We start from the raw sequence: 13,410 nt of genomic DNA on the forward strand, positions 1-13,410 counted from the left end.
TAACGACATTGGAAAATGAACAATTTTATAAGGCACTATTCGTAGGATGAATAACTTAAGAAAATTAGATTTAAATCAACTTGTGACGTTGTCAGTCTTATTACGGGAGCGTCATGTCAGCCGAGCAGCAGAAGCTTTACATAAAAGTCAGCCCGCAGTCAGCCATGCATTAAATCAATTGAGAGACATTTTTCAAGACCCATTATTGGTTCGCCGTGAAGGCCAATATCAATTAACCAGCAAAGCTGAGTCTCTTTATCTCCCATTAAATGAAGCATTAAACCAGTTAGATGACTTGATTGCCCAAAAACAGTTTTCTCCGCTCAGCTGCCAAAGACGCTTTAATATCGCGATGTCCGACTACGGCGCGGCTTTAATTACGGTAAAATTGGTTTCTTATTTACGCAAATATGCCCCCAATATTGATCTCAATATCTGGCACTGTAGTCGGGAAGAAATGCAAAATAAATTGCATGAAGGGAGCTTAGATTTAGCATTCGGTATATTTAATACGTTGGATTATTCGTTACGAAATCAAACTGTCTTTACTGATAAATTTGTCTGTCTGGTTGATCATCAACTCGGCTCACAAGGCAAAATGGATTTAGTTGATTGGCTATCCCATCCCCACATTTTAGTGAGTATGAAGCCTTTTGATGCTAACGAAATAGACCATCAACTCCAATTAATTAACCAACAGCGCCGTGTCGCAGTGACTGTGCCTTACTGGCAAATTGCCCCCCAATTATTAACAGGAACTGACTTGATCCTAACGGTGGCGGAAAAAGCGATACCTCAATCAATGTTAGGCAAGTTTACGTTATTTTCGCCTCCATTATCTCTTCCTGATTTGGATTTCCAAATGGTATGGCACCAACGTAGTGATACTGATAAAGCATTAGAGTGGTTTAGAGGCATTATCGCTGAACAATTAAAAGATGACCGCAAGTTTTATGGCGAAAACGAGGGTTAACAAGGGGCAGGGTTTCTACTATCTATCAGAATTTATAAAAAAAGCGAAAGCCTTGACTCTCACTTTTTCTTCACTTGACCTATCCTAGATGTCTTGTTTCGGATAGCCCTGCTCGCGTAACCATTCGCGACCCACATCAATGGTTGGTGTTTGTACAATAAAGACAAACAAGGCACCGATCATACCGCCTAACAATGCGCCGCCTAGAAAACCACCAGAAAAGAAACCAAAGAAAAACAACATAAAGGCTAATACAGCGGAAAGTAAAACCGCGAGTCCAGTGAGCTTCCAATATTTCGCACCCATGCGTTTTTTACCTTCTTTCAGGCATTGACGAAATAGGCGTCCTTGCTCTTTTCTCTCTAATCCTGCTAATTCGGGAACACTCTTCGCCGTCCAATACGCCATCTTTTTTACCTTTCTTTTTGACTATTTTATGTATTGAGCATTTATACGCAGTTTGAAGGTAAGATGCTCGCGGATAACTCTGATAATCGTCGAAGGAACTTCAATATTCAATGAGTAGTTCGGGTTGTCGTGAACAATAAAGTTTGCCCCATAAAGATTTCGGGGCAAACTTTTTGATTAATAAAAGGGATACTACGTGTAACTCAGCGAAACAACGTTTTTATTATCTGCGTTTTTGCCAATATAAACATATTTTAGCCGTGGCGCGGAAACATCGTCTTTTCTTCTTGCTTTCCAAAAAGTGGATACATGATATTAGTATTAAATGCACGCTTAACTTTGGCAGGAAACAGCCCCTTAATACTTTTAATTAGTGCATTACCCAAAAGTTTTAAATCATTTTTCCAAATCTTACACCGTGTGAAATCCATATTAACTCCTTATTGATACATTAATAGAGCAAATATCATGGCACTATTTTCATTACGGTAATTTAATAAAATGATGATTATGGTGGCGGCAATAATTGAGTCATAAAAAAAGCGAGAGCCTTGGCCCTCGCTTTCTATTTTGTGCATTTCAGTGAAGAAACTTACGCTTTGTATTTGCTCATCACTAACGTTGCGTTAGTACCACCGAAACCGAAGCTGTTAGACATCACTGTATTCAGTGCTTGTTCAGTTGGTTTGGTGATGATGTTCAAGCCTTTCGCTTTCTCATCTAAATTCTCAACGTTAATGCTTGGTGCGATAAAACCATGCTCTAACATCAGCAAGCTATAAATCGCTTCTTGAACGCCCGCTGCACCTAAAGAGTGACCTGTCATCGCTTTGGTTGCAGAAAGTGCTGGGCAATCATGACCAAACACTTCTTGGATAGCTTCTAACTCTTTAGTATCACCGACTGGCGTTGAAGTACCGTGTGTGTTGATGTAATCGATTTTATCAACACCCTGCATTGCCATTTGCATACAACGCACTGCGCCTTCGCCCGATGGAGCCACCATATCAGCACCGTCAGAAGTTGCACCGTAGCCAACCACTTCTGCGTAAATGTGTGCACCACGTGCTAATGCGTGCTCTAACTCTTCAACGACGACGATACCGCCACCGCCTGCAATAACAAAACCATCACGGTCTTGGTCATACGTTCTTGACGCTTTTGATGGGGTTTCGTTGTACTTAGTCGACAACGCACCCATTGCATCGAACTCACAGGTCATTTCCCAGCTCAGTTCTTCACCACCACCAGCAAACACAACATCTTGTTTGCCCAGTTGGATCAGTTCAACCGCGTGACCGATACAGTGTGCAGACGTTGAACATGCAGAGCTGATTGAGTAGTTAACGCCTTTGATTTTGAACGGCGTTGCTAAGCAAGCAGAAATACCGGAAGCCATTGCACGAGTCACCATATATGGACCCACACCACGCAGACCTTTTGCACGCATACCGTCAGAGCCAGCGACTTGGTTACGCGGTGAACCGCCACCAGAACCAACAACAACACCCGTACGCAGGTTAGACACTTGGTCTTCCGCTAAACCTGAATCTTTAATCGCCTGTTCCATTGACAGGTAAGCATAGACAGAGCAATCACTCATGAAACGGCGGACTTTACGGTCAATCAGACCTTCAGTATCCAGCTTTACATCACCCCAGACATGGCTACGCAGCCCTGCCTCTTTAAATTCTTCTGAGAAAGTGATCCCGGAACGACCTTCCTTCAGAGAAGCCAGTACTTCTTCCTGGTTATTACCAATGCTGGAAACAATACCTAGGCCAGTTATGACTGCACGCTTCATTCGTTACCTCATGTCTATAATTATATGATTACGGGATTACAGGTGTCACTTTAGCTTACACTTGTACGCTGAACAAGTCCGATCAGGGTAAATATTTGTATTTTTTTTATCATGACACAAACAAGGCTTTTATGTGACGGTAGCCTTACAGTGATATCAGCGTTAGAATTTGAAAATGATTTTGCAATAACGGGCTTAAACGTGAAAAAGACAGCTGTACAAACCGCTCACCTCAGTTGGAATGAGGAAGGCACACCGATTTCAGAACAGTTTGAAGACATCTATTTTTCTAACCAGAATGGATTAGAAGAGAGTCGCCATGTGTTTTTGCAGGGAAACCATTTTCCACAGCGATTTCTAACACACCAAGATGAAACTTGTGTGATTGCCGAGACAGGATTTGGTACCGGATTGAATTTTCTCGCTTTATGGCAGGTCTTCAATCAATTCAAAGCCGAAAATCCCAATGCAAAATTACAACGATTACATTTTATTAGCTTTGAAAAATACCCGTTATCAAAAGCCGATTTAATCGCCGCGCACCGTTGTTGGCCTGAATTAGCTGAGCTCTCAGAGCAATTATGTGAACAGTGGCCACCCGCCCTACCCGGCAACCATCGAATTATTTTAGAAAACGGCTTAATCACCCTCGATTTATGGATTGGTGATGTAAATACGCAAGTATCCATACTTAATGACAATTTAAACAATAAGATAGATGCGTGGTTTTTAGATGGTTTTGCACCTTCCAAAAATCCGCAAATGTGGAGCGAACAGTTGTTCGCTGCAATGGCAAAATTTGCGCGTAAAGGCGGTACATTTGCCACCTTTACGGTAGCCGGATTTGTCAAACGTGGATTACAACAAGCGGGCTTTACTATCATGAAGACCAAAGGATTTGGTCAAAAGCGTCAAATGCTGACGGGAGTACTAGAAAATAATCTGACTCGCCCAATGGCGCCTTGGTTTGCGCGTCAACCTGCATCTCATAATGATGATATCGCGATTATTGGCGGCGGAATTGCCAGCCTCGCCTTAGCCAATTCACTCAAAAAACGCGAGGCGAATGTCACGATTTATTGTCAAGACCAGCATGTCGCGCAAAACGCATCTGGAAACCGTCAAGGCGCAGTCTACCCTCTCTTAACCGGGAACGATAATGCCTTAGAACGCTTTTTTGTCAGTGGTTTCCCGTTTGCAACTCGTTTTTATCAGCAACTTAGTACGCAAGGTATCGAATTTAATGGGCAATGGTGCGGGGTAAGCCAAATGGCGTATAACCCTAAATCCACCAAAAAAATCGACAACATGCTGCAAACTGACTGGCCAGAAGAATTTGCCGTTGGTAAAGATAGGCAACAACTCAGTGAACTTAGTGGTGTGGATGTCAACCATCGAGGTATTTATTACCCCACTGGTGGCTGGCTCTGTCCTGCGCAATTATGCGAAAGCTTAGCGCAAAAACTCGCTGAAGAAGGCGTTAATTTCCACTTTGGTCTGTCAGTCACCGACTTACAGCGCTCAGGGGAAGATTGGGCGCTGACACTCAATAACCAGAAAAAAGCCCATCATCAAACCGTGGTGATTGCCAATGGTCATTTATTGAATCAGTTTGAGCAAACAAAAAACTTGCCTATCACGCCTGTGCGCGGGCAAGTCAGCCACATTCCGACTAACCCTACGTTGCAGCAATTAAAAACTGTGCTGTGCTTCGAAGGTTATATGACACCAGAAGATGCTACAAACCAGCATCACTGCTTGGGAGCTAGCTATCAACGAGATAATTTGAGCCTTGAATACTCCGAGGAAGAGCAGCAAGAAAATCTGCAAAAGCTGCTCACCAGCCTACCGGATGTGGACTGGACGTCGCAGGTGGATATCTCTGACCAACAGTCACGCCAAGGGATCCGCTGCGTGATCCGCGACCATATGCCACTACTTGGTAATGTTCCTAACTTCGATGCCCTGATGCAACAATATGCGAATTTACCTGAGCAACTTCACCGTCAACAACCTGTTGAACCCTCTCCAGCCTATCCTAACCTATTTGTATTTGGCGCATTAGGCGCACGAGGGCTTTCCACTGCACCACTTTGTGCTGAAATCCTCGCCGCTCAAATTTTTGACGAGCCAATGCCTGCCGACGATGACGTGCTTGCCGCATTACATCCAAATCGTTTTTGGGTGAGAAAACTGCTGGCGGGACGTCCAATCACGACAAAAGAGGCGTAAACAAAAGAAGCATAAACGAAAAAGGGCTTCCATTTGGAAGCCCTCAGACCATTGACAAACCCATCAGGTTTGGAAATGGCTCTTTTGGGTTGTAAAATTAACGAGGAAAATCAATTTATTGATTTTCGCCTGATATCACAAAGAGGGAAAAACCACGCTTTTATCCCTCTTTGTCATCAACCTCAAGGGCTTCCATTTGGAAGCCCTCAGAACGAAGTAATATTGAAATTAATTCACGCTCAACTGCATGGCGCAGCGATCAATGCTTTGAAACCCTGCATTCACTTCGTGTTGCAAGATATCTTGCAATTCGCGCGTCAATTGCGCCTCTTCCATTATCGAAAAACCAAGGCGCTGATAATACGGCGCATTCCACGGAATATCACGAAATGTGGTTAGTGTAACCTGACCAATCTGTTGGGACTGAGCGAACTCAATAACCTGCTGAATAAGCCGCTTACCTAAGCCCTGCCCTTGCGCTGACTGCTGAACTGAAAGCTCCACAATATGCAGGCTATCGCTCAAATGCTCCGCCATAATAAAGCCAACAGGCTGATCATGATTATCCACAGCGAGCCACTCTAAGCCATTCGCAATACACTCAATATGGTTTTCTTCCGGTTGAACTTCACCTTGGGCAATCCAATCAAACTTCGAATGCCCTGCAAAAGTCTGCCCCGCAGACGCTTCTACCTCAGGTAAAAATTGGGCATCTTCATGGGTTGCTAATCGAATAGAATACATGCGGTCAATAGAGTCCATAAAACTAACGCACGGTATCTAACAGTGTTTTCCACATGCCCAGCACCAAAATTTGGTCTGGCGGGGTCAATTCACCTGCTTTGATGGCGTTTTGGATACTCAGCTCAACGCGCTGATACAGTGCATCAACACTGGTTTCGTTCTCTTCTTCCAGCTCTGCTACAGCAAGGGTTAAGTGACCACGCAGATAGCCACCAGCAAACAGCTCATCATCGCTGGCGTGTTCAACCATATCATCAATTTTTGTCAGTATGCGTGTTTCAAAATCCGCAAGCATGCTTAATCCTTACTGTAGTGAGTGATTCTATTAGGCGAAAATATCTTCCGGATAAGGAAACAGTTCCGCGCAAAGTGGGGGTGTATTGTAAAACGATTGTAACGCATTAATAAAGCGCAGTGGTCTCTCTGGAATACCTTTTTCGAGGTACTCCATCACTTGACCATGCACTTTGCGCATAAAGGCAATACGGTCAGGTTCAAAATCCCCTTCCAAGTTGTCACAACTCACATTAAATGGGATACCTGTTGCCACACAGAAAAACCAATCCAATGCTTGAGGTTTGATTTCGACCACTTCAAAGTCACACTGAGTTTTTTCATCGCGACCATCTGGGCAGTACCAATAACCGTAATCCACTTGCTGGCGGCGTTTTTCCCCCGCAATGCACCAGTGAGAAATTTCATGGAGTGCACTGGTAAAAAAGCCATGTGCAAACACAATTTGGTTGTATGGTGTGGTGTCATCGGCAGGTAAATAGACAGGCTCGTCGTCCCCTTTTACCAATTTGGTATTGTACTCTTCGCCGAAACACTGTTCGAAAATATCAATAAGTTGCTGATAATGATGTTGGGTCATGGAACGCTTAAATCATCTTAAAATAATGTGAGAAACCAAGCTTTAATATCGTCACCGTGGCTGTCATTTAACAGCTTAATACTCATTAAGAGTGAAATCACGACGATCATCGGCCTGATAAGTTTTTGTCCTTTGGTTAACACTAAGCGAGCGCCAAGTCTCGCACCAACCATTTGGCCGGCAAGCATAACAAAACCGAGCACCCAAAGAACATGACCTCCGATAATAAAAAAGATCAAAGATCCGAAATTGGAGGCGAAATTTAACAATTTAGCATGGGCGGTAGCTTTGGCGAGGTTATACCCTAATAGTAGGACATAAGCGAGCGCTAAAAATGAGCCAGTTCCTGGACCAAATGCCCCATCATAAAAGCCGATACTCATCCCCGCAGCAACCCCAAAGATTGGCATGCTGACGCGCTGAGGTCTATCTTGCACACCCAAAGAGGGTGTGAGTAAGAAATAGAGACCGACACAGATGACCATTACTGGCAACAGCTGTTTCAAAAATGCGGTATCGATGGATTGAATTAAAATTGCCCCGAGCATTGCCCCTATTATGGTCATGACCACCGGGAAAATTTGCTCTCGCAAATTAATGGCTTTACGTCTTGCAAAATAGAGTGTGGCAGAGAATGAACCGCCAATGGCTTGTAATTTATTGGTCGCCAAGGTTTCGACAGGGGTGATCCCCACAGAAAGCAGCGCAGGAATCGTCAGTAAACCACCGCCCCCAGCGATAGAGTCAATAAAACCAGCAAGTAGAGCGACAAAAAACAGCAGAGCGTAAACTTCAGGCGCAACGGCGGTAAGCCAATCCATTTCACATTCCAGATAAGTAAACTATCACGATGCAGATTTGTTATTTATTGATTATCTTATTGAAAGTTAAGCAATATCACAGCCCGGATGGATTATAATCGAGGTTTCATCCTAACCTTTAACTCACAGTGGATACCCTTGCCAAGCAAGAATATCCACTGAAAAACGTCAATGACTTATTCGAATGGCGCCACTGCTGGCACAACATCCGCACATTGCCCACGGTGACGCAAAAAGTGATCCATCAGCACAATCGCCATCATGGCTTCCGCGATAGGTACCGCGCGAATGCCTACACAAGGGTCATGGCGACCTTTGGTGATCATCTCAACTTCTTCACCATCACGGTTCAAGGTTTTTCCTGAAACAGTAATGCTAGAGGTCGGTTTCATCGCGATATGGGCAATAATCGGCTGGCTGCTGCTAATGCCCCCTAAAATCCCACCAGCATGGTTAGATGTAAAACCATGGCGGGTGATTTCATCGCGGTTTTCACTGCCTTTTAAGCTCACCACTCCAAAACCATCGCCAATTTCTACGCCTTTTACTGCATTAATGCTCATCAGTGCATGAGCGATATCAGCATCTAAGCGGTCAAAAACTGGCTCGCCTAAACCCGCGGGAACGTTCTCAGCCACAACGGTGACTTTCGCACCAATGGAATCACCCTCTTTTTTCAAGCCACGTAACAGCTCATCAAGGGCATCCAATTTGCTTGGATCAGGGCAGAAGAATGGGTTTTCTTCGACAATCGACCAATCTTTAATTTCACACTCTACGCTGCCCATTTGGGTCAGACATGCACGAATTTGAATGCCAAATTTTTCTTGCAAGAATTTCTTGGCAATCGCCCCCGCAGCAACACGCATCGCGGTTTCACGGGCGGATGAACGACCGCCACCGCGATAATCGCGCAGACCATATTTCTGTTCATATGTGTAATCGGCGTGCCCTGGACGGAACACGTCTTTAATCGCACCATAATCTTGGGAACGTTGATCGGTATTTTCAATTAATAAACCGATACTGGTGCCTGTCGTCACACCGTTAAAAACCCCCGATAGGATTTTCACTTGGTCAGGTTCACGGCGCGCAGTGGTATAGCGCGATGTGCCTGGACGACGGCGGTCTAAGTCGATTTGTAAATCTGCTTCTGTCAGCGCTAATCCCGGCGGAACACCGTCAACGATGCAGCCTAATGCTAGCCCGTGTGACTCTCCAAAAGTGGTCACACGAAACAGTTGCCCAATTGAATTTCCAGCCATTCCCTGTTTCCTATTTGCTTGCGATTCTTATACTTGTTAAGAAATATGATGTTATGCGTAACTATTATGTTTTATTTGATTATGCCGAGTAACGCAACTCTTTATTAATTAATATATTAATCAATATAAAGAGCAAAGTGCTCGTGATGTTCCACCAACTGTTCACGGGTTAACATAAACACGCCGTCACCACCAAATTCGAAATCTAACCAGATAAATGGAATATCTGGATATTGGTCAATCAGATGCACCATGCTGTTACCCACTTCGCACACCAAAATCCCCTCTTCAGTTAAGAAGCGCGGAGCATTAGCGAGAATGCGGCGAACCAGTTTCAGACCATCGCTACCAGCCGCCAACGCCAGTTCAGGCTCGACACGGAACTCTTGTGGCAGATCGTCCATATCCTCGGCATCCACATACGGCGGATTGGTGACAATCAGGTCATATTTAACGTCTGGCATATCTCTGAATAAATCAGAACGAATTGGGATCACACGGTGCTCTAAACCATGATTCGCAATGTTTTGCTCAGTCACAGCCAAGACATCCGTAGAGATATCCACGGCATCCACTTCAGCTTCAGGGAATTCATGGGCGCAGGCAATCGCAATGCAGCCACTTCCCGTACACAGGTCAAGGATGGTTTGTGGTTCATCAGATAATAAACCCACAAAATGGTTGTTAATCAGCTCACCAATTGGCGAACGCGGGATCAGCACTCGCTCATCCACATAGAATTCATGTCCACAGAACCACGAACTGTTAGTCAGATAGGCAACTGGAATACGGTCATTGATACGGCGTAATACGCGCTCAATAATGCGGTGACGCTCCGTTGGAGTCAGGCGCGAAGTTAGTAGCTCATCCGGTAAGTCCAGCGGTAAATACAGGCTTGGCAAAACTAACTGTAAAGCTTCATCCCATGGGTTATCGGTACCGTGACCATAATAGATATTGGCAGCATTAAAGCGGCTCATGGTCCAACGTAAAATGTCTTGAATGGTATGAAGTTCTGCGACGGCTTCATCAACGAAGATCTTTTCCAAGAAGGGATTCTCCTGCCTGTGGATTAAAAGGGAAAATTTGAATGGCTAAAGTTTGCCACGAAGTGAAAGACAAATCAGCAGATTAATGTAAGAAAATACGCAGATAAGCACTTGTTTGCGCATTTTGGCGCTAAAAATAACCGCGCCCCGGATTTTCATCAAGGGCACAGTGTTTATCATGATATTAAAAACGTTACGCTAATTCTTCGACTTCTTTCTCGGTTTCTTCCGGTTTTTTCACCCATACCGCGTAAGCAATAGTGAGTAACAACAACCAACAGATCCCCACATACAGCGCAATTCGAGTACTTTCAAAATAACCTAATACGCCGAAAATAAACACCATAAAGGCAATTGCAAGGATAGGCGCAACTGGCCACATCGGTACTGGGAATTTCAATTGCTGAACTTGCTCTGGCGTCATCTTACGGCGCATCGCAAATTGTGCCAGTAAAATCATGAACCAGACCCAAATCGTGGCAAACGTGGCAATCGAAGCGATCACTAAGAACACATCTTCAGGGATCAGATAGTTCAGTACCACACCAATAAACAGTACCAGCACCATGACTAACACCGTCATCCATGGCACCCCATTTTTGGTTAACTTAGTGAATGATTTAGGCGCCTGCCCTTCATGAGCCATGCCGTACATCATGCGACCGGCACCAAAAATATCACTATTAATTGCCGAGATGGCGGCGGTGATCACCACCACGTTCAAGATATTCGCCGCAGCTGAAATGCCTAAACTATCAAAAATCTGCACAAACGGGCTGCCATTTTGGCCAATTTGATTCCATGGGTAGATGCACATCAGTACAAACAACGTTAATACGTAGAACAGTAAGATACGTACAGGCACCGCATTAATGGCTTTAGGAATAGTCACTTCTGGGTTTTTGGCTTCGCTCGCCGTGATCCCGATGACTTCAATTCCCCCAAAGGCGAACATGACCACGGCAAATGAGGCGATGACCCCGCCTATGCCATTTGGCATAAACCCACCATGGTCAAATAGGTTTGATACCCCAACCGCATGTTCAGAGGCTTGACCGAAGCCAAACATCATAATGGCAGCGCCACCGACGATCATCGCGACAATCGCCCCCACTTTCACTATCGACAACCAAAATTCCATTTCGCCGAATGTTTTGACGTGGCACAGGTTAATGGCACCGATAAAACAGATAATACTGAGCACCCAAATCCACTGAGCCACATCAGGGAACCATAATTTCATATAGACCCCAAATGCCGTCACGTCAGCCAAGCAGACAATGAGCATTTCAAAAACATACGTCCAACCTGTGAAAAAGCCCGCTCGCGGACCTAAATAGTGGCTAGCATATTGGGAGAATGATCCTGCCAATGGGCTACGAACCGCCATTTCACCAAGAGCACGCATCACCATAAAAACAGCGGCGCCCCCAATAATATAAGCCAGTAAAACGGCCGGACCGGCAGTTTCAATGGCTTTGGCTGAACCATAAAATAACCCCGTTCCTATTGCTGAACCGAGGGCCATAAATCGGATGTGGCGCGCAGAAAGCCCACGCGCAAGTTGTGATGTGCTTTGCATGTTGTGTCCTTCGTATTTTTATCAGTCGTTTCGAAGAGAATTCGCAGCCGATACATAGTCGGCTGCTTCTAAAACACTTACTTATAGGAACTATCGGTATATGAACGACAAGTTTTTATGAATGAAAAACCGAGTTTGCTGCAAACAACGTGGCAAGTTTATGTTGATCAATAAGCGAGATAGCCGCCTCGATATCCGGTGCGAAATAACGGTCTTTATCGTAATACGCGACTTTATCACGCAGGGTTTTACGGGCTTTTTCCAGTTTTTCGCTCGATTTCAAACCGTCGCGGAAATCCATTCCCTGACACGCAGATAACCATTCAATGGCTAAAATGCCTGTCACGTTTTTCGCCATTTCCCATAAACGGCGACCTGCTGCTGGTGCCATGGAAACGTGGTCTTCTTGGTTAGCAGATGTTGGTAAACTATCCACGCTAGATGGATGCGCTAATGCTTTGTTTTCACTGGCTAATGCTGCTGCCGTCACCTGTGCAATCATAAAGCCGGAGTTCACACCACCATTGTTAACTAAGAATGGCGGTAATTGGGACATGTGCGTGTCCATCAACATCGCAATGCGTCGCTCTGATAATGCACCTATTTCGGCTAATGCCAGCGCGATATTGTCCGACGCCATAGCAACTGGCTCCGCATGGAAGTTACCACCAGAAATAATGTCGCCATTATCGGTAAACACCAGCGGGTTATCGGATACCGCATTAGATTCAATTAAAATAACTTCTGCCGCTTGACGGATTTGCGTTAAACACGCGCCCATCACTTGAGGCTGACAGCGTAATGAATACGGGTCTTGGACTTTAGAACAATTTGCGTGAGATTGGGACAGTTCGCTGGTTGGCGATAACACATCGCGGAACAGCGCAGCCACATCGATTTGACCTTTTTGACCACGAACTTCTTGGACTCGCGCATCAAATGGCTTGCGAGAGCCTAATGTCGCTTCTACGCTTAACGCCCCACACACAATGCCGGATAACAGCAGATTTTCCGCCGCAAACAAGCCTTTTAACGCAAACGCGGTTGAGGTTTGAGTGCCGTTCAGGAGTGCCAAACCTTCTTTAGCTTCCAGAGTTAATGGTTTCAAGCCCGCTTTTTCTAACGCTTTTTTCGCAGGTAGCCATTGACCTTCAAAGCGCGCCTGCCCTTCGCCAATCAGAATTAAGCTCATATGTGCTAGCGGCGCTAAATCACCCGATGCGCCCACTGACCCTTTTGCAGGAATATACGGGTAGACTTGTGCGTTAACCAGTGCAATCAGCGCTTCAATCACTTCTAAGCGAATGCCTGAGAAACCACGCGCAAGGCTGTTTATCTTTAATACCATAATCAAGCGAACCAGATCATCGTCCAGTGGTTCACCAACGCCAGCCGCATGAGACATCACAATAGAGCGCTGTAAAGATTGCAAATCTTTGCTGGCAATACGGGTGTTAGCAAGTAAACCAAACCCAGTATTGATGCCATACGCGGTTTTATCTTCCGCAATAATTTGATTTACGGTCGCAACGCTTTTGGCAATGACGCTGTGGGCATGTTTATCTAACGCAACAGTCACTGGTTTTTGGAAAACAACGCGTAATTCGTCGAGTGTCATTTTCCCTGGATGGATAGTTAATTTAGTCATCAATGGCACT

General features: G+C 45.0%; 13 protein-coding genes. 2 read left to right on the forward strand and 11 right to left on the reverse strand.

From position 1 onward, the window contains the following. The first annotated feature begins 46 nt into the window (after positions 1-46). Positions 47-973, forward strand: a complete 927-nt coding sequence (locus tag M5X66_RS10935) for a LysR family transcriptional regulator (RefSeq protein WP_154600209.1) — start codon at positions 47-49, stop codon at positions 971-973. Between the two features lie 84 nt (positions 974-1,057). On the opposite strand, the gene M5X66_RS10940 is transcribed toward M5X66_RS10935, so the two are convergent. From M5X66_RS10940 to fabB, 3 genes are all read right to left on the reverse strand, one after another. Next, on the reverse strand, positions 1,058-1,381 hold the full coding sequence (locus M5X66_RS10940) for a hypothetical protein (protein WP_036952649.1): 324 nt from the start codon (positions 1,379-1,381) through the stop codon (positions 1,058-1,060). Between the two features lie 254 nt (positions 1,382-1,635). Further along, the gene (locus M5X66_RS10945; protein ID WP_154600210.1) at positions 1,636-1,812 is read right to left on the reverse strand and encodes a hypothetical protein; all 177 of its coding nucleotides are present in this window, start codon (positions 1,810-1,812) and stop codon (positions 1,636-1,638) included. Between the two features lie 161 nt (positions 1,813-1,973). Further along, positions 1,974-3,185, reverse strand: a complete 1,212-nt coding sequence (gene fabB / locus M5X66_RS10950; protein ID WP_036952643.1) for a beta-ketoacyl-ACP synthase I — start codon at positions 3,183-3,185, stop codon at positions 1,974-1,976. Between the two features lie 201 nt (positions 3,186-3,386). Here fabB and mnmC point away from each other — a divergent pair, with 201 nt between their 5' ends. Continuing rightward, the gene (mnmC, locus tag M5X66_RS10955; RefSeq protein ID WP_270103529.1) at positions 3,387-5,417 is read left to right on the forward strand and encodes a bifunctional tRNA (5-methylaminomethyl-2-thiouridine)(34)-methyltransferase MnmD/FAD-dependent 5-carboxymethylaminomethyl-2-thiouridine(34) oxidoreductase MnmC; all 2,031 of its coding nucleotides are present in this window, start codon (positions 3,387-3,389) and stop codon (positions 5,415-5,417) included. A gap of 228 nt (positions 5,418-5,645) precedes the next feature. Here the strand turns inward: mnmC and M5X66_RS10960 are convergent, their stop codons facing one another. The 8 genes from M5X66_RS10960 to hutH form a co-directional block, all read right to left on the reverse strand. Continuing rightward, on the reverse strand, positions 5,646-6,179 hold the full coding sequence (locus M5X66_RS10960; RefSeq protein WP_080675608.1) for a GNAT family N-acetyltransferase: 534 nt from the start codon (positions 6,177-6,179) through the stop codon (positions 5,646-5,648). A 4-nt stretch (positions 6,180-6,183) separates the two neighbouring features. Next, entirely contained in the window at positions 6,184-6,456 is a 273-nt protein-coding gene (locus tag M5X66_RS10965; RefSeq protein WP_036949376.1) for a YfcL family protein, read from the reverse strand. Positions 6,457-6,486: 30 nt separating this feature from the next. Beyond that, positions 6,487-7,035, reverse strand: a complete 549-nt coding sequence (locus M5X66_RS10970) for an elongation factor P hydroxylase (RefSeq protein ID WP_036949374.1) — start codon at positions 7,033-7,035, stop codon at positions 6,487-6,489. Between the two features lie 17 nt (positions 7,036-7,052). Continuing rightward, positions 7,053-7,856, reverse strand: coding sequence for a TSUP family transporter (locus M5X66_RS10975; RefSeq protein ID WP_036949371.1), 804 nt, complete (start codon positions 7,854-7,856; stop codon positions 7,053-7,055). Positions 7,857-8,032: 176 nt separating this feature from the next. Continuing rightward, positions 8,033-9,121: a chorismate synthase gene (gene aroC / locus M5X66_RS10980; protein WP_154600215.1), complete on the reverse strand. Its 1,089-nt coding sequence runs from the start codon at positions 9,119-9,121 to the stop codon at positions 8,033-8,035. A 116-nt stretch (positions 9,122-9,237) separates the two neighbouring features. Beyond that, the gene (gene prmB, locus M5X66_RS10985; RefSeq protein WP_036949367.1) at positions 9,238-10,170 is read right to left on the reverse strand and encodes a 50S ribosomal protein L3 N(5)-glutamine methyltransferase; all 933 of its coding nucleotides are present in this window, start codon (positions 10,168-10,170) and stop codon (positions 9,238-9,240) included. Between the two features lie 193 nt (positions 10,171-10,363). After that, positions 10,364-11,752 (reverse strand): amino acid permease, encoded by a 1,389-nt coding sequence (locus M5X66_RS10990; RefSeq protein WP_036949364.1) that lies wholly within the window; start codon positions 11,750-11,752, stop codon positions 10,364-10,366. A 115-nt stretch (positions 11,753-11,867) separates the two neighbouring features. Next, positions 11,868-13,400 (reverse strand): histidine ammonia-lyase, encoded by a 1,533-nt coding sequence (gene hutH, locus M5X66_RS10995; RefSeq protein WP_036949361.1) that lies wholly within the window; start codon positions 13,398-13,400, stop codon positions 11,868-11,870. Between the last annotated feature and the right edge of the window lie 10 nt (positions 13,401-13,410).

The organism is Providencia sp. PROV188, from assembly GCF_027595165.1.
Classification (GTDB): domain Bacteria; phylum Pseudomonadota; class Gammaproteobacteria; order Enterobacterales; family Enterobacteriaceae; genus Providencia; species Providencia lanzhouensis.